16 protein-coding genes and 2 tRNA genes are annotated in these 17,360 nt (G+C 64.7%); 4 read left to right on the forward strand and 14 right to left on the reverse strand.

Annotation, left to right across the window (positions count from 1 at the left end; genetic code table 11):
• Positions 1-227 precede the first annotated feature (227 nt).
• The 14 genes from QHC78_RS08420 to QHC78_RS08485 all read right to left on the reverse strand — a co-directional run bounded on the left by QHC78_RS08420 (position 228) and on the right by QHC78_RS08485 (position 13,454).
• Positions 228-1,766 (reverse strand): malonate--CoA ligase, encoded by a 1,539-nt coding sequence (locus tag QHC78_RS08420; protein WP_319743424.1) that lies wholly within the window; start codon positions 1,764-1,766, stop codon positions 228-230.
• On the reverse strand, positions 1,763-2,626 hold the full coding sequence (locus tag QHC78_RS08425; protein ID WP_319743425.1) for an enoyl-CoA hydratase/isomerase family protein: 864 nt from the start codon (positions 2,624-2,626) through the stop codon (positions 1,763-1,765). Before QHC78_RS08425 ends, QHC78_RS08420 begins: the two co-directional genes overlap by 4 nt.
• Entirely contained in the window at positions 2,626-3,594 is a 969-nt protein-coding gene (locus tag QHC78_RS08430) for a Bug family tripartite tricarboxylate transporter substrate binding protein (protein ID WP_319743426.1), read from the reverse strand. The genes QHC78_RS08425 and QHC78_RS08430 overlap by 1 nt, the downstream gene beginning before the upstream one ends.
• Positions 3,595-3,691: 97 nt before the next feature.
• Entirely contained in the window at positions 3,692-5,089 is a 1,398-nt protein-coding gene (locus QHC78_RS08435; protein WP_319743488.1) for a malonyl-CoA decarboxylase domain-containing protein, read from the reverse strand.
• A 34-nt stretch (positions 5,090-5,123) separates the two neighbouring features.
• Positions 5,124-5,888: a GntR family transcriptional regulator gene (locus tag QHC78_RS08440; RefSeq protein ID WP_319743427.1), complete on the reverse strand. Its 765-nt coding sequence runs from the start codon at positions 5,886-5,888 to the stop codon at positions 5,124-5,126.
• A 70-nt stretch (positions 5,889-5,958) separates the two neighbouring features.
• The gene (locus tag QHC78_RS08445; RefSeq protein ID WP_319743428.1) at positions 5,959-7,623 is read right to left on the reverse strand and encodes an ABC transporter permease; all 1,665 of its coding nucleotides are present in this window, start codon (positions 7,621-7,623) and stop codon (positions 5,959-5,961) included.
• A gap of 40 nt (positions 7,624-7,663) precedes the next feature.
• Positions 7,664-8,629 carry an ABC transporter substrate-binding protein gene (locus QHC78_RS08450; RefSeq protein ID WP_319743429.1) on the reverse strand — a complete coding sequence of 322 codons (966 nt, stop codon included), beginning with the start codon at positions 8,627-8,629 and terminating at the stop codon, positions 7,664-7,666.
• Between the two features lie 44 nt (positions 8,630-8,673).
• Complete coding sequence (locus QHC78_RS08455; RefSeq protein ID WP_319743430.1) at positions 8,674-9,768, reverse strand: ABC transporter ATP-binding protein; 1,095 nt, start codon at positions 9,766-9,768, stop codon at positions 8,674-8,676.
• A 139-nt stretch (positions 9,769-9,907) separates the two neighbouring features.
• Entirely contained in the window at positions 9,908-10,723 is an 816-nt protein-coding gene (locus QHC78_RS08460; protein WP_319743431.1) for a MetQ/NlpA family ABC transporter substrate-binding protein, read from the reverse strand.
• Positions 10,724-10,787: 64 nt separating this feature from the next.
• Complete coding sequence (locus QHC78_RS08465; protein ID WP_319743432.1) at positions 10,788-11,450, reverse strand: methionine ABC transporter permease; 663 nt, start codon at positions 11,448-11,450, stop codon at positions 10,788-10,790.
• A gap of 2 nt (positions 11,451-11,452) precedes the next feature.
• A complete protein-coding gene (locus QHC78_RS08470; protein WP_319743433.1) occupies positions 11,453-12,298 on the reverse strand; it encodes a methionine ABC transporter ATP-binding protein in 846 nt (281 codons plus the stop codon).
• Positions 12,299-12,590: 292 nt separating this feature from the next.
• A tRNA-Cys gene (locus QHC78_RS08475) sits at positions 12,591-12,664 on the reverse strand.
• 155 nt (positions 12,665-12,819) lie between these two features.
• Positions 12,820-13,227: a GFA family protein gene (locus tag QHC78_RS08480; RefSeq protein ID WP_319743435.1), complete on the reverse strand. Its 408-nt coding sequence runs from the start codon at positions 13,225-13,227 to the stop codon at positions 12,820-12,822.
• A 151-nt stretch (positions 13,228-13,378) separates the two neighbouring features.
• Positions 13,379-13,454: transfer RNA gene (locus QHC78_RS08485), tRNA-Gly, on the reverse strand.
• 208 nt (positions 13,455-13,662) lie between these two features.
• On the opposite strand from QHC78_RS08485, the gene QHC78_RS08490 reads away from it, so the two are divergent.
• From QHC78_RS08490 to QHC78_RS08505, 4 genes are read left to right on the forward strand one after another with little or no spacing between them, the layout of a single operon-like run.
• A complete protein-coding gene (locus QHC78_RS08490; RefSeq protein WP_319743436.1) occupies positions 13,663-14,691 on the forward strand; it encodes an aromatic ring-hydroxylating dioxygenase subunit alpha in 1,029 nt (342 codons plus the stop codon).
• A gap of 21 nt (positions 14,692-14,712) precedes the next feature.
• Positions 14,713-15,966, forward strand: coding sequence for an aromatic ring-hydroxylating oxygenase subunit alpha (locus tag QHC78_RS08495; RefSeq protein ID WP_319743437.1), 1,254 nt, complete (start codon positions 14,713-14,715; stop codon positions 15,964-15,966).
• 1 nt (position 15,967) lies between these two features.
• Complete coding sequence (locus tag QHC78_RS08500; protein ID WP_319743438.1) at positions 15,968-16,453, forward strand: aromatic-ring-hydroxylating dioxygenase subunit beta; 486 nt, start codon at positions 15,968-15,970, stop codon at positions 16,451-16,453.
• On the forward strand, positions 16,450-17,184 hold the full coding sequence (locus tag QHC78_RS08505) for an RraA family protein (RefSeq protein WP_319743439.1): 735 nt from the start codon (positions 16,450-16,452) through the stop codon (positions 17,182-17,184). The genes QHC78_RS08500 and QHC78_RS08505 overlap by 4 nt, the downstream gene beginning before the upstream one ends.
• Positions 17,185-17,360: the final 176 nt, after the last annotated feature.

Raw genomic sequence — 17,360 nt, forward strand, 5'->3', positions numbered from 1 at the left:
CCCGGCGGCCACTGGGGCCGCCTGCTTGGCTCGGCGTTCCCGTGCCAGGGGTTCGCCGAATTTGACGGGTTCTACTCCCGGGCTTTCGCCCAGGGCACTCCACTTGTACGGAAGTCCGCTACGTCTACCAATTTCGTCACGGGCGCACAGGCGCTATTGTGGCACAAGTGCAGCAGTCCGCTTTGCGGCCCCGGCGCCGCCGGCCTTGCGGGAGGCGGGCCAGGCGACTACGCATATCGCTGGCGCAACACGTTCTTCTGCACCTTCCCCATCGTATTGCGGGGCAGTTCCTCGACGACGTGAATGCGCTTGGGCACCTTGAAATTGGCGATCTTTCCCTTGAGCGCCGCGATCATCTCCGCCTCGCCCAGCTTAGCTCCAGGCTTGGGCACGACCACCGCCACCACCGCCTCGCCGAAATCCGGATGCGGCACGCCGATCACCGCGCTTTCGGCTACGCCCGGCATATCGTCGATGAAACTTTCGATTTCCTTGGGATAGACGTTGAAGCCCCCGGAGATGATCAGGTCCTTGCTACGGCCGACGATGGACAAATAGTTGTCCGGCACCTGCGCACCGCCGGACTCCCCCCCCCAGCGGCCCACGTCGCCGGTCTTGAACCAACCGTCCTGGGTGAATTCCTCGCGGGTCTTCTCCGGCATGCGCCAATAACCCTTGAACACATTGGGTCCGCGCACCTGGATGTTGCCGATTTCCCCCGGGGGGCACGGAACGCCGGCATCGTCGACCACCCGCACCGACACACCGGGCAAGGGCATGCCCACGGTTCCCCCAAGGCGCTCGCCCAGTGCGGGGTCGTAGGGATTGGAGACCAGCATGACGGTCTCGCTCATGCCGTAGCGTTCGAGAATGGTGTGGCCGGTGCGCTCGCGGAAGGCGTTGAAGGTTTCCATCAGCAGCGGGGCCGATCCCGATACGAACAGCCGCATGTTGCGGCAAGTGTCGCGGTCGAAGCCCGGCTCGGCCAGCAGTCGGACATAGTAAGTCGGGACCCCCATCATGACGGTGCTGCGAGGCAGATAGCGCAACGCCGCGGCGACGTCCAGCCTGGGCAGCCAGATCATTTTCGCGCCCGCCAGCAAGGCGCCGTGGGCGGCCACGAACAGGCCGTGCACGTGGAAGATGGGCAGCATGTGAAGCAGCACGTCGTCGGCGCGCCAGCCCCAGTATTCGTGCAGCACCTGGGCGTTGGACGCCAGGTTGCCATGGGTCAACATGGCGCCCTTGCTGCGTCCGGTCGTACCGGAAGTATAGAGAATCGCCGCCAGGTCGTCCTGGCCGCGAGCGGCGACGGCATGCTCGGGGGCCTGGCTGCGGGCGGCGTCGAGCAGCGTGCCGGTGCGGTCCTCGTCCAGGGTGTAGAGGTGCCGGGTGCCGGCGCGCTCGGCGCAACGGCGTATCCATTCCAGGTTCTTGCGCGCGCATACCACTACCGCCGGTTCGGCATCCCCCAGGAAATAATCGATCTCGGCTTCCTGGTACGCGGTGTTCAGCGGCAGATAGACATAGCCCGCACGCAGCGTGGCTAGATACAGCAACAACGCCTCGGGCGATTTCTCCACATGGGCGGCCACCCGGGCCCCTTCGGGAAGGCCCAGAGACTGCAACAGGTTCGCCATGCGCGCCGTGGCGGTTTCCACATCGCGCCACGTATAGTCGCCGGCTCCCGGCGCCTCGATGCACACCGTGTCGCGGTCGGCGGGGAAACCACCGGCCAGCAGGGAGTAAAGATTCGCGTCGTTCATCTATCGTCTTCGTTCAGGGAAAATGAAGCGTCAGCATCGAACTCGGGCGTCCGTCCCTCCAGGAACGCCGCCACGCCTTCGCGATGATCGCGGGTATCGCTATAAGAAAAAAACGCATCCAGCTCGGCCTCGTCGAGCGGTTCGGGCCGCGCCAGGCGCCGTACCATCCGCTTGTTCAGCGTCGCCGCCAATGGCGCGCCGCCGGCGATGCGCTGCAGCGTCCGGCCGGCCTCCGCCTCGAGGCCGGCGTCGTCCACCACGCGAGTCAGCAGCCCTTTTGCGTAAGCCTCGGGCGCCTCGATAATCCGGCCCTCCAGCAGCAGCTCCAGCGCCACCGCGCGTCCCGCCACTGCCAGCAGGCCCGCCAGTTCCGCCGGTGCCATCGGGAAGCCCAGCCGGCCGATCGGCGCCCCTATCCGAGCTGTACGGGCAGCAATGCGCAGGTCGCAGCAGCACGCGATCTCCAGGCCGCCTCCTACACATACCCCCTGGATTACGGCGAGGGTCGGCAACGGACACCGGGCCACCGCCCGCAACGCCGGCGCGATTACCTGTTCATGATAATGCCGCACTGCCGCGCGACTCCCCCGTGCCTTGGGGAACTCCGAAATATCGGCGCCGGCGGCGAAATGGCCGTCGGCGCCGCGGATCACCACGGCCCGCAGGCCGCGCTCGTCCGCGGCCGATCTCATCGCGGCCTCCAGTGCCTGCCACATGGCGACGGTGAGGGCATTGAGCTTACCGGGATGCGCCAGGGTAAGCGTCAGTACCGCACCCTCGCGCACGACCTCGATGCGCCCTGCGGAAGGCGGCGAATCCGTCGCGCGTGTTGCCGGCTCGCTGGCCGCCCGCTTGCCCATCAGTCCGCCTTGACGCCCGCGTCTTTGGCGACCTTGGCCCAGCGCTGCACCTCTTCGTGCACGTACTTGCCGAACTGCTCGCTGGTATAGCGCGGGACCTCCGAACCGTTGCCCAGCCAGACTTTCTTGAGCTCAGGGGTTTCCAGGGCTTTCTGCACCTCGGCATACATGCGCTGGACGACCGGCTGGGGCGTGCCCTTGGGCGCCCACATGGCGTACCAGGTCGATACTTCGTAGCCTGGCAGGCCCGCCTCCGCGGCCGTCGGCACCTCCGGAAACGCCGACGAGCGACGCGAGGCGGCTACGGCTATAGGCTTGATCTTGCCTCCCCGTATGTGCTGGGCCGACGAACCGAGGCCGTCGAAGGCCAGGTCCACCTGGCTTCCCATGAGCGCGAGCAGCATCGGTCCTGCACCCGTGTAGGGCACATGGGCGATCTCTACCCCGGTCTGCAGCTTGAACAACTCGCCGGCCAGATGGTGCGAGGTACCGTTGCCCGCCGAACCGAAGTTCAGCTTGCCCGGGTTGCTGCGCGCATGGGCGATCAAGCCCTTCAAGTCGTTGAACGGCGCGGTCGGCGCTGCCACGATGATCTGGGGCGGTTGCGCGATGAGCGTGATCGGCACGAAGTCCTTCTCGATGTCGTAGGTCAGGCCTTTGTAGAACGACGGGGCGATCGCATGATGCGCCCCGCCGACGAAAAAGGTGTAGCCGTCGGGGGCGGCACGCGCCGCGATGGCCGCGCCGACCGTTCCTCCTGCGCCGCCCCGGTTGTCGACGACGACGCTTTGACCGAGCTGGGTTCCCAACTGCTGGGCCAGCGGCCGCACGAAAGCGTCCGTGCCCCCGCCGGCCGGGAACGGCACGATGATGGTGACGGCCTTCGACGGCCATGTGTCCGCCGCTGCCGCATGGCCGCTCACGACCGCGCCCGCCAGGCACGCAAACAAGGCAATGCTGCGTTTCATCTCCGTCTCCTCTCTCTTGGTATGAAGGTGCTACACGCCAGCTCGCCGGGCGTGTCCCCCGCCCGGTCTTCGCCCGATTATGGATCCGCCCGGTGTCTTACAGCAGCCGGGCAAAACCCCTGCTCATTTCCGGCCGGCCGCTGCTCAGCTTGGCCAGGTTGTCGTCCAGTGCATCCAGTTCGTACACATAATTCACCATCAGGCCGCACGACTGGCTGCGCCCCTTGCGCGAGAGATCCGCCCCCCAGTTCAAGCGCTCGATGCGCGCGCCGTTGCCCAGATGGAAACGCGCCACCGGATCCAGCGGCAGCGCTCCCTTGCGTTCCACCAGGTAACGGGCCGCCAGGCGCATCGCCAGCGCCTGTACGGCAGCGGGCGCCGGCTCCTCGTCCACCGCCTGTTGGATGCGCGCCAGCAGATCGGCGCCGGACTCCGCTTCACCGCCCTGGGCACCGGCCTTCTCGGCCTTGGCCAGCGCAGCGATCTCCTCGGCACTGCGCTTCTTGAGCCAATCGCAGAAACCCGGCATGGGCGAGAGCGTGGCGAAACGCTTGATTTTCGGGAGCTCCGCGTTGAGCTCTTCGATCACGCGCTTGAGCAGGAAATTGCCGAAACTGACGCCGCGCAACCCCTGCTGGGTATTGGAGATGGAATAGAAAATGGCCCACCGCGCCTTGTCCAGGTTCTCCATGGGTGCGCTTTCGTCGAGCAGGCGCTGCACGTTGTCCGCCATCTCGGCGCCAAACGCCACCTCGACGAAGATGAGCGGCTCGTTCGGCATGCGAGGATGGAAAAACGCGTAGCAGCGGCGATCCGAGTCCAGGCGATTGCGCAGGTCGGTCCAGGAGGCGATCTCATGCACGGCCTCGTACACGATGAGTTTTTCCAGCAGCGAGGCCGGCGAATCCCAGGTCATGCGGCGCAGCTCCAAGAGGCCGACGTCGAACCAGTTCGACAATAACCCCTCCAGGTCGGCATCCAAGCCCTGCAGCGCCGGAATGCGCGCGCGCCACGCCAGCATGTCGGTACGCAGCTCGAGCAGGAACGGAAGGCCCTCGGGCAAGGCATTGAGGCGCTTGAAAAAACGCACCCGGGCATGCGAGAGCGCCCGCGGCAGATCCGACGGTGGTGTGTCCTTGCCGGCATCGGCCGGGCCGGCCGCCGAGGCTCCTACTTCGGCCAGGATGGCCAGCATCGCGCCGCGCCGCTCGGCGTCGGCCGTCCGGTACTGCTCCTGCCATGCCCGCGCGGCGCGGTTGGCGGCCACGTCGGTCAAGCGCGCCAGGAAGCACGGCAGCAACGACGCGCGCAGCCGGTTGGCATCGCGGGTGGACAGCGCGGCGGTCTGCGTCGGCGGCGCCGGATCCGCCACGCCTTGCGGCCGCCCGCCGAACCACTTGCTCCAACGTGCCAGCAGGGATTGCGCCGGCTGAGGATCGGGAGCCGGCGCGGCGGGGCGGGTGTCTTGAGTATCTTGGCGGTCGCTATTGAGCATTTGGTTCATCCCCGGTGCGTCCTGGTAACAACGATCAGCCCGGCTGCCTGGGCAGCGAGGCCATCAAATCGGCAAAGCGCTGGCCCTGCACGACCACGTGGTCGCGCGCGCGTTCGGCGGCCAGCGCGGCATCGCCGGCAAGCAAGGCCTGGACGATGCCTTCATGTTCGTCGTAGGAAGTGGCGATGCGATCGCGCACCCGCAACTGCAGCCGCCGATAAGGCCCCAGGCGACGGTGCAGCTTGATGGCTTCCTCGGTCAGGAAGGCGTTGTAGCCGAGGGTATAGATGGTGCGGTGGAAAATCTCGTTCAGGTAGTAATAGGCATTGGCATCGCCGGCATCGCGCGAGGCCAGGCAGGCGTGGTGGGCGTCCTGCAGCTTCCGGTGGTCCTCGGCGGTCATGCGGCGGGCGGCCAGCCGCGCGCACATGGCCTCCAGCTCGCCCATGACATCGAACATTTCGACCAACCGTTGCGGACCGATCTGCGCCACCAGCGCCCCGCGGCGAGGACGCATCTCGACCAGCCCGGCCGAGGCAAGCTGTATCAAGGCTTCCCGTATAGGCGTGCGCGAGACGCCGAAGCGGTTTGCCAGTACGGTCTCGTCCAGCGGGTCACCCGGCGACAACTCCCCGACGGCGATCAACTCCTCGATGGTTTCGCGCAGCGTTTCCGAACGCTTCTTGTCGCCCTGCCGCGCCGATCCGGCAGCAGCGGCGTCAGCAGGACGTGCCACCCCCGGGCGGCCAGGACGCTCGCTTTCGCCGGCAGATACGGAGGGGGACAGGCGGGACGACATGCAGCCATCTTGCCGGAACCCGCTCTTGTATACAAGAACTTTTTATAAATACACAAATTGCGGGATAAGCTTACACATGCCGGGACTTGCGTCTCTCCAGCCATACCGTCGCTGCCACCATCAGGGTGGTCGTCAGCGCCACGGTCACCAGGCTCATGGCCATGCCCTGCCCCACCGAGCCTTGCTCGAACTGCCGCCAGATGAACAGCGACACGGTTTGCACGCCCGTGGGCGCCAGCAGCAGCGACGCCACCAGTTCACGCGAGGCGACGGCGAAGACCAGGAGCATGGCGGCGGCCAGGCTAGGCGCTAGCAGCGGCAGCAGGATACGCAGCAGTGCCTTGATGGCGCCCGCGCCGTGCACCCGGGCGGCGGCTTCCAGGCCATCGCCGATCTGCATCAGCGCTGCGTGGCAATAGCGGACGGGATATGGCAGCAGCAGGCAGCAATAAGCCAACAGCAGAATGCCCCAGGTGTTGTACGGCGTCATGGGCCAGAACCCCTGGTTCCAGGCGAGGATCAGTCCGACCCCGACCACGACGCCCGGCATGGTATTGGGTAGCACGGCCAGTGCATCCAGGAGCACGCGGCCGCGTGCCCGGGTCTTGACCACGCAGTAGGCCACCAGTACGCCGATCAGGCCGGTCGCCACCGCCGCCCCCAAGCCCAGCAGCAGGCTAGTTGCCAGCGCGCGGGAGGCTTCGCTGCCACTGGCGGCGATAGCCTCGAAATGCGTGAGCGACAGATTGCCGGCGGTCAGACCGCCCGACAAGGTCCTGCTGAAGGCCGTCGCGGCAATGGCGAACAACGGCGCAAACGCGGCCACCGCTACCGTCGCGGCGAACAACAAGGCAGCGGGCCAACGCCACGCCCCCAACGAGAGCAATTCGCCGCGGCCGGGTTTACCGGTCGTGGTCTCATAGTTGCTTCCCCTGACCATGCGGCGCTGCCAGGCGAAGGCCAGCATGGCCAGAGCAACCAGGATCAGCGACAGCACCGATGCCCCGGGCAAATCGATCGGCCATTCCGAGAACCGCCGCTCGATGCCGGTGACCAGCACAAAGAACCCCGCGTTGGCCGCCAGTGCTGCCGGCGTTCCGTATTCCTCGATGGCCATCGCGAACACCAGCAGCAGGCTGGCCGCGATGCCGGGCAAGGCAAGCGGCAGCGTGATGCGGCAGAAACAGCGCCAAGCTCCGCCGCCGCATACTCTTCCCACCTGCGCCAGGCGTGATCCCGAAGCGGCCATCGTGCGCGACACCGCGAAATAGACGACCGGCACCACATTCCAGACCATGACGAACACGACGCCGCCGAACGAGAACAGCGCCCCACCGGCATGCACGCCCAGCAATTGCTGCAGATAGCCGCGCGGCTGCAACAGCATGATCCAGCCCAGCGCACTGATATAAGGCGGAATCATGAACGGCACCAGCATCAATACATCCCACAGCCTGGCGCCCGGCACATTGAAAAGACCCCGTAGCGTGCCCAGCGGAATACCGATGGCGGCCGCTCCAAGGACCACGCAGGCACCGAGCTTGAGTGTATTGAAGGTCAGTTCGACCAGCACCGGGTCGCCCAACGTCGCCGCCAGGTGGGCGAACGGACGAGCCAGCGAGCCTTGGGCCAGTTCAGGGAAAACCGCCTGTAGCAGGACGAAGCCCAATGGCATGGCCACCAGGATGCCCAAGGCCGACACGGCCGCGCCGAGCAGCCACGTATTCGCGCGCATCGGTGCCGCTCCTTCTTCGCTATGCAGTGCCCTCTGCGCCTTACTTGCGGCCGAACAAGGCCGTGAAGCGCTCCAACAGCGACTGGCGTCCGGCGCGCTGCGCCTCGCTTTCCGCAGGCAACGCCTTGATGTCCTTGATCACCGGACGCTTGGCCTTCACGTCCTGGCGAGCGGGCATGAGGTAGGTGGCCGCGACGCGTGCCTGACCGGCGTCGGACAGCACGAAATCGACAAAGCGCTTGGCATCGTCCTGATGGCGGCTGGATTTCAAGATCATCATGGGCCGTGCCGCGATCACCGTGCCGCTGGACGGGAAGATGACCTCGATGCTCTCGCCCTTGGCCTGGTTGCCCAGCGCCACGTAATCCACTGCCCCGAAGACCGCGGCCTTGGCGCCCTGCAGCACCGGATTCATGGCCTGGGCATTGGCGCCGGCAATAGCCATACCGTTGTGCTTGAGATCCTCGAACAGGCGCCACGCCTCATCGCCGCGTGCGGCCTGCAGGCCGGAGAGCAACTCCAGCGCTGTGCCGGACTGCGCGGGATCCGGCATGTTGACCAGACCCTTGAATTGCGGCTTGGCCAGGTCGGCCCAGTCGGCCGGCCGCGGCGTGCCGCTCTGGGTATTCCAGGCTATGGCCAGCGCCGACAGGCCTTGCGCGACATAGCTGGGCCCTTTGTATTCGGCCGGCACCTGCGCTGCGTTCGGGCTGACGTACGGCAGGAGCCAACCGCGCTTGTCCAGGTCCAGCGCGCTGTCCCAAGAGGCCGAGATCACCACGTCGGCCTTGGGATTCGATGCCTCGGCTTCCAGCCTGGCCATGACCTTGCCCGTATCTGCCTGGAACACATCAACGGCAATACCGGTTTCCTTCTTGAAGTCATCCGCCAGTTGCTTGATCAATCCGCCGGGCCCGGCGGTATAGACGGTCAAGGCCTGCGCAGAGCCCGCAGCCAGCAAGGAAGCGAGCGCCAAGGCGCCCATCAGAGGCTTGATTTTCATCATCGAGAGTCCTGAGTGGAAAAACGGCATAGCGCCGGGAGAATCATTTACGCCGCCTGCGGAAACCAGCGCAGCCGGCTCCAATCCAGGTCCAGTCCTACCGGGTGGCGGACCGGCATGCGCCTATCGGTCAACCATGCCAGTTCAAAGGCATTGTGATCGTCGCCGATACGCACGGTGGTGGCGTAGTGACCACCGCGGAATCGCTGCGCGACGACGTAGCCGTGCAAAGTCTGGCGCTGGCCCGCTTTGAGCGCGCCATGAGGAATGAACAAATGACCGGCGCCCCCGGGCACACCGGACAGCGGCTCCGGGCAGTGCAGCTCCAGACCGCCGGACAGCCGCCATCCCCGCTCGGTGCGGACGCCATGGCGCAAGGCACCCAATTTCAGGAACTCCACGACATCGGGACTGGCCGGTTCCTGCACCAGCGATTCCGGCGGCGCCATCTGGCAGATCTTGCCGGCACGCATCACGGCGACCGTATCGGCCAGGGTGAAGGCTTCTTCGTGATCGTGAGTGACATAGACGGCGGTCGTTCCGAGCTCGCGCAGCAATTGGCCGATCTCGCCGCACAGGCTTTCGCGCAAATCGCGGTCCAGATTGGAGAGCGGTTCGTCGAACAACAGCACGCGTGGACGCGCCACGATCGCACGCGCCAGGGCGACACGTTGCTGCTGCCCGCCCGACAGGCTCCCGGGCGCCCGCTCCTGGAATCCGGCCAGGCCCACGGTGTGCAGCGCGCGATCCACCAGCCTGGCCCGTTCGGCACGCGGCACGCCACGCATCTCCAATGGAAAGGCGACATTGGCGCCTACATCCATGTGCGGCCAGAGCGCGTAATCCTGGAACACCATGCCCAGGCCACGCTTCTCGGGAGGAACGAAGACGTGGTCATCCACCACCGTCACGCCGTCGATCGCGATGCGTCCGGCGCTAGGCCGGTTCAGCCCGGCCAGCAGCTTGAGCAGGGTCGTCTTGCCGCAACCGGACGGACCGAGCAAGGCCAGGACCTGTCCCGGGTCCAGCCGGATATCGATGGAGTCCAGAACGACCTGGCCGCCGAAACGCTGCACCAGGCCCTCGATATCGATGGCGGCGCCGGATGATGAAGACGATGAAGGGAAGTACAAGTCGGGCACGAGTCACACGAACGAAAAACGCCATGGCAACCGGATTCGGAAGAATCCGGCCATGGCGCCGTAGCATCGTGTAAATACTATGTCTGCCCGATGACGGACTGATTACAGCGGCGCCCCCACTGCACCGCGTCGCGTGCGATCAGAGCCCTTGCGGACGAACGTATCCGGGGAAGTCCTTGTCCAGCACATTCTTGAAGAACGGCGACTTGAACGCCGCGGCCAAGTCCTTGGCCCACGGCTTGCCCTGGTCCGCCCGGCGGATGGCCACGACTTGCTGGAACTGCACAGGCGGCGTCTCCAGCGCCACCGCGCTGGTCAGTTTCAGACCGGACGCAATCGCGAAGTTGCCCGGCACCACGGCAAACTCGACGTCGCCCACGGTGCGCGGCAGCTGTGCAGCTTCGACCGGCTGCAGCCGGATCTTCTTCGGGTTGCTCGCGAGGTCCTTCTCAGTCACCCGCAGCGGGTCCACATCGGATTTGACGGTAATCACGCGATTCTGCTGTAACAGCAACAAGGCGCGCGCCAGGTTGCTGGGATCGTTCGGCAGGGTGAAGCGATCCCCCTCCTGCACATCGGCCAGGCTCTTGCGTGACTTCGAATAAATACCCATGGGTGCGGTGGTGCTCTGCACCAGATCGACCAGGTCCAGCTTCTGGTCGGCCTTGAAGCGGTTCAGGTAGGCAATGTGCTGGAACAGGTTGGCATCGAGCGAGCCCTGCGCCAGCGCCAGGTTGGGCTGAACGTAGTCGTTGAACTCGACCAGCCTGACTTTATAGCCTTGCTTCTCGAGCTGCGGCACGATGCCGAGCTTGAGCACGTCGTAGTTGTAGCCGGCGGTCGCACCGAACACCAGGTTCTTCTTGGCGGGATCGGCGGCGTGGACGGCAGCGGCCCCCAGGGCCAGGACGGCGGCGGCGGTACCGAGAATGACTTTGCGGCGAAGGACGGACATCGTCGGGATTCCTAGTAAATGAAGTTACCGGCACGGCGAACCGTGCCCTCGATAAACCGGACGGTCAACGCTTGTCCAGCTTATGGGCCAAGGCGTTGCCGCCGAACTGGATGATCTGCACCAGCACGATCAACAGCGCCACGGTAAGCAGCATGACGTCGGTCTGGAAGCGGTAGTAGCCGTAGCGTATGGCCAGGTCGCCGATGCCGCCCCCGCCCACCACGCCGGCAATGGCCGAATAAGACAGGAAGCTGACCGCAAACACCGTCAGGGCCAAAATAAGACCGGAACGGGCTTCGCGCACCAGCACCCTCCAGACGATCTGCAGCTCGGAAGCGCCCATGGCGTGGGCCGCCTCGATCACGCCCCGCGGCACCTCGCGGATGCTCTGCTCCACCAAGCGGGCAAAGTAAGGGATCGCGGCGACGGACAACGGCACTGCCGCCGCCAGCGGGCCGATCGAGGTCCCCACTACCACGCGCGTAATGGGAACGAGCGCCACCAGCAGAATGATGAACGGGAAGGAGCGGACGGTATTGACGATCCAGCTCAGCACCAGATAGGCAGGCCGGTTGTCCAGCGACTGCCCCGGCCCCAGCAGGAACAGCAGCACGCCCAGCGGGCCGCCCACGAGAATCGCCGCGGACAGGCCGATGCCCAGCATCAGGAAGGTCTGCCCAATGGCGACCCAGAGTTCGGGAAGAATGGCGAGAATGTTGTCGAACATGGTCAGGCGGCGCGGGTAGTGGGTCCCGCTGCTTCAGCAATGCGGGCGGCGTGTTCCTTGAGTATGTCTTCGCGCACCTGCTCCTGGGCCAGCTCCCGGCCCAGGGCGCTGATGCGCGGCGTGGCGTGGTCGTCCACGTCGAAACGCTCGACGAGCCCGCCGTTCTCGAGCACCGCGACGTGGTCGCACAGCGCATGCACGACCGAGAGCTCGTGGGTCACGATGACGATGGTCACCCCCAGCCGCTGATTGATCTCGCGCAGCGTGTCGAGCACGGAGCGCGTGGTTTCGGTATCGAGCGCGGACGTCGGCTCGTCGCACAGCAGCACTTTGGGATGCGGCGCCAAGGCGCGCGCAATCGCAACCCGCTGCTTCTGCCCACCGGACAGCTGGGCGGGATAGTTGTGGATTTTATCGGTCAGCCCGACGACAGCCAGGCACTCGCGCACCCGCGCCTCGATCTCGGCCTTGCTGCGGTTGCCGTGCAAGCGGAGCGGAAAAGCGACGTTTTCGTAGACGCTGGCATTCTGCAGCAGATTGAACTGCTGGAAGATCATGCCTATGCCCTGACGCGTCTGCCGCAGTTCGTGCTTGGAAAGCCGGGTCAAGTCGCGACCGTCGACGAGCACCCTGCCGGCATCCGGGCGTTCCAACAGGTTGATCATGCGCAGCAAGGTGGACTTGCCCGCCCCGCTCTTGCCGATGAGGCCAAAAACGCGTCCCTCGGCCATGTCGAGCGACACCGATTTCACGGCCTCGAACGTGCGGCCATCAGGCAGCCTGAATGTCTTGCTGACCGCCTCCAGCCGGATAAGCGGCGCGGCGGAAGAAGAAGGATTCGAGTTCATAGAAAAGACAAGGCGGCTGGTTCTTGCGCGAGTATGCGCAAATCCGACGACCGCCGACTGTAGCACCGCAGTATGGGCCATCGACCCGCGGCGGGGAACGACACAATTTTGCTATGTATATTCTATTTCTTTATTAGCGAGAGTGAATTTCCTAAAAAATACACATAAGCGGCCCCGAGCGGCGAACCCGATGCGGCCCTGCGGATATTGTAGGAAGGCCTCGCGCCAGCAAAAATCACCGGCCGAAAAAAATCGCCGCCCCTGCAGACCAGGGACGGCGATTTTCTATAACTGGAGGCGCGTGGCGGAGTCGAACCGCCCTCAACGGATTTGCAATCCGGTGCATAACCGCTTTGCTAACGCGCCAGGAGAAACTGCAGATATCCAGGAAGGAAACCCAAACTCTACTACGGCCCTCCCAAAGAGCCAGCTATTCTACACCAAGCAGATAATCTGCGCGAGGGCCGCCTCGGCCGCTGGCCTGAGTCCCCGGGGGCGGCCCCGCCCGGATCGGCATCCGCCTACGGCTGCCCCTCGAAGGTCTCGACGTCATCGAGCGGCGGCAGCCAGTGGAAGCGGCGCTTGGCCCAGATCTGCCTGACCGGGCCGCCGAGTTCATGGCGCTGTTTCAGCGCGCCGACACGCAACGAATAGCTCTGCGGATTCTCCACCGCCGACGAATAGACCGGCCCGCCGCAGTGGCCGCAAAAAGCGTGAAGGCGCCTGGCGCCGCTGTCGGCAACCTTGAGATATGTCTTCGGGGTTCCCTTCACGATGCGGAAACTCCCGGCCGGGGCAGGAATATTGACGCGAAAGACCGATCCGGACTGCATCTGGCAATCCGCGCAATGGCAGATCGCCATTGTGCCGGACTCGACCTGCGCCTCATAAACGATGGCTCCGCAATGACACTGGCCTTCGACTTTCATGCATGCCTCCACGGTTTCATATCAACGTGGCCGAGCGGCTTTCATAGACCCAGCGATTCCCCGGCATACTGCCGGCAGGCATGAAAAAAGGGGCTTTCGCCCCTTTTTTAGCGATGCTACAGACTTGCCTGGAAGCCTGTAGATCTGAAATTGGAGCGGGAAACGAGTCTCGAACTCGCGACCTCAACCTTGGCAAGGTTGCGCTCTACCAACTGAGCTATTCCCGCAGATAAGCGCCGCGCCGCCTTCAAAGCGGTCTAACGCCAGGCGCAAAACTATACACGATTTTTTCTGGGCCTGCATCTCGCGCCGGCCACCTTGGTGCGGGCCTGCGGCAGACATTTTTTCGCCGTCCGCCCACGAAATTCTCTGCCTCGCCCATCCGCCTCGCTCTCTAACATCATGCATAGCGAATCGGAACCCGGAGCACCATCCATGCTGCTGAGCGAGAATCCCGTATGGCGCCGTTTCTGGCATGCCATCATTCCGGTGGACCAGCTACGCGCCGGACCCAGGCCATTCCGCCTGCTGGGCGAGGACATCGTGGTGTTCCTGGACGAAGCCGGCAATCCTGTCGCACTGGCGGACCGCTGCCGGCACCGGACCACCAAGCTATCCAAGGGCTGGGTGGCCGACGGCCGGATTACGTGCGCCTACCATGGCTGGCAGTATGACGGCACGGGCCGACTGCGCGTCATCCCGCAGTACGACGCCGGCACGCCGGTCCCCGACGAGCGGGTACAGACCTTCCGCTGCCAGGCGCGGTACGGCTACGTGTGGGTCGCGCTGGACGACCCAGTCAGCCCCCTCTTCGACATTCCGGAAGACCGGGATCCAGGCTTTCGGCGCATCCAGCAGTTCTACGATACGTGGGCCACTTCGCCCCTGCGGCTGATCGAGAACTCCTTCGACAATGCGCATTTCTCTTTCGTGCACAAGGGGACCTTTGGCAATATCGCCCGACCCAAGCCAGGTCGCTATGCCATTGGAGAAACCGAACAAGGTTTCTATGCCGAGGCCGTAACCGAAGCCCTGAATCCGCCCGCGGCGCACCCCGTCAGCGGATCGACCGCTCCCACGGTGGAGCGGCTACTGCGCAGCAGCTGGTACCTGCCCTTTGCTCGCCGCTTCGACATGGAATATGTCAGCGGCATCCGCCACATTATCTTCACCTACGCGACGCCCATCGACGACAGCCACATTCAGGTCGCGCAGTTCCTTTATCGCAACGATACGGAAGCGCAATGCCCGGCGCAGCTGCTGGTGGATTGGGACGCGCGCATCTTTGCCGAAGACAAGGACGTCCTCGAGGCGACAGACCCCGACGTGCTGCTCGACGTGCGCGACCGCGGCGAGCTGCACATGCCCTCGGACCGCCCCAGCGTCATCATGCGCAAGCGGCTGCATGCGCTCCTGGCGCAGTATCCGGCGCACCCGCCCTCCTCGGTACGGACCGCCGCCTAGCCCGACCACCAGGAGAGCCAATTGCCCAAGCTACACGAACACGCTGCCGTTCAGTGGCCGCCGGAAGGCGTCCGCCGGATCCCTTATGCGGTCTATTCCAGCCAGGAGATCTTCGACCGGGAACAGGAAGCCATCTTCCACGGACCGATCTGGCATTTTCTCGGGCTGGAAGCCCAGATACCCGATCCGGGCTGCTACGTGCTGGCCAGAATCGGTGCCACGCCGATTCTGGTGGTACGCAACCACCAGGGCGGCATCAATGCCATGGTGAACCGGTGCTCCCACAAGGGTACGCCGCTGGCCTACATACCGGCAGGAAAGGTCAGGCGCTTCATGTGCATCTACCATAACTGGTGCTTCGACCTGGACGGCAACATGACGTCGGCCGCTTTCGAACGCGGCCTCGATGGCAAGGGCGGCATGGCGCCCACGTTCGACAAGGCCGAACACGGCTTGCACCGCCTGCGCGTCCATACTGCCCATGGGCTGATCTTCGGAACACTGAGCGAACAGACACCGCCTTTCGACGAGTACCTCGGGGCAGACCTGGTCGCCAACATGGCCCGCGTATGCGGACGCCCGCTTCGGATACTCGGCCAGTACAGCCAGAAGCTGCATTCGAACTGGAAGCTGTACATCGAGAATGTCAAAGACCCCTATCACGCCTCCATCCTGCACGCCTTCAACGGCGTGATGAAGCAGGACCGCCTGACCATGGAGGGCGGCATCGTGATGGGCGCGCGAGGTTGGTCGCATATCAGCTATTCCAAGATGTCCACCGATCGCGGCGACGAACATTACCGGACCGACGAACTGCGGTCTGCATCGCTATCGGCTTACGGGTTTGGATTGCGCGATAAATCGATCACCGACGTCTGGGACGATTTCGGCGACGGCGTTAGCATGACCATCCAGACGGTCTTTCCCAATTTCGTGTTGCAGCAGCTTCGCAATTCTCTGGCGGTGCGCACCATCGTCCCGGTCGGCACGCACGAATCGGAACTGCGCTGGATCGCATTCGGCTATGCCGACGACGACGAACGCAAGCACGCCGGGCGCCTCAAGCAGGCCAACATGATGGGCCCGGCCGGCTTCATCGCCATGGAGGACGGGATGATAGGCGGACTGGTGCAGAAAGGCATCGCGGGAGACTTGGACAAGGCTGCTGTCATTGAGATGGGGGGACACGGCATCGATCCGATTCCCGGCTCCCGGCTTTCTGAAGGCAGCGTGCGGGGGTTCTGGACCGGGTACCGGGCGTTGATGGGACTCTGACATGGACATGACGACATCGGCCGAGAGCCTGCTCGTCGCCGCGCGGCGGCTGATCTCCGACTACGCCTACGCCATCGACAACGGCGAAATCTCCCGGTGGCCCGCTTTCTTCACCGACCCGTGCTCATACCGCATCACGACGCGCGAGAACGAGGCTATGCAAATGCCTTTGTCCATCATGCTGTGCGACAGTCAGGCTATGTTGTATGACCGGGTCGAAGCCATCGAACGCGCCAATATTTTCGAGCCGCACTATTACCGCCACATGCTGGCCGATACCCGGATCCTGAAGCGCCGCCCCCGAGGGGTCACGGCGGAAACCGGCTTTCTGTGCGTACGGACCATGCTGGACGGCGCCATGAACGTGTTTGCGGCCGGACGTTACCTGGACGACATACTGGTTCAGGGCGACGATTGTCTGTTCCGGTCGAGGACCGTGATCCTCGACTCCTCGCAAGTCGATACGCTGATCGCCATTCCGCTATGACCGACGCCCCCGGCATCCTGGATCCGAGCACCCGCCAGCGGCTGCTCGCGTCCAGCGTTTCCACGTTGACCACCTGCCTGTTCCGCGCCGGCCTTACCCGCTGCTGTCCCGTCGGCATCGGCCCCTTGTCTCCCGCGCAGCCGCGGATGGTCGGTCCGGCCTATACCTTGCGCTTTGTTCCCATGCGGGAAGACGCCGGCGGCATGGCGAGCTATGGCGGACGGCGCAACGTGCACCAGCAGGCCTTCGAAGAATGTCCGCCCGGCCACGTCCTGGTCCTGGACACGCGCGGCGAGATACGGGGCTGCTCCTGCGGCGATCTGCTGATAGGTCGGCTGAAGGCAAGAGGCTGCGCCGGCATCGTGACCGATGGCGGCTTCCGCGACAACCGGGACATTGCTTCGCTGGGCTTCCCGGCCTATCAGCGATGCCCCGTGCCGCCTCCCAGCTTCGGCTACTTGCAGGCCGTGGAAGCCGGCGTGCCGATAGGCTGTGGCGACGTTGCGGTATATCCGGGCGACGTTGTCGTGGGCGACGCAGACGGCGTGGTCTTCATTCCCGCCCATCTCGTGGACGAAATCGCCCGGCAGGCCTACGAACAAACTTGCTATGAAGCGTTCGCCTCAGAGGAAGTCGCGCGCGGACGCAGCATCATCGGGTTGTATCCGCCCACCGAAACTTCGCAGGCCGACTTCCAGGCTTGGCGGGAGCGCAATGATGAACGACCGTGATACGCCGGCGGAGCTTTCTGCCGCAGCCCGCCGACTGAGCGAGATGCTGGCTACCCGGGGAATTGCGATTTCCGTCGCACGGGCCGAAGAGCTGGCCTTGGCCACAGAGCGAGTCGAGCGAATGGCCACCACGGTTCGCGCCGCGGCCCGGCCCCCTGTCGAGCCATGAGCGCCGT

Source organism: Pigmentiphaga sp., from assembly GCF_033795525.1.
Classification (GTDB): Bacteria; Pseudomonadota; Gammaproteobacteria; order Burkholderiales; family Burkholderiaceae_B; genus Pigmentiphaga.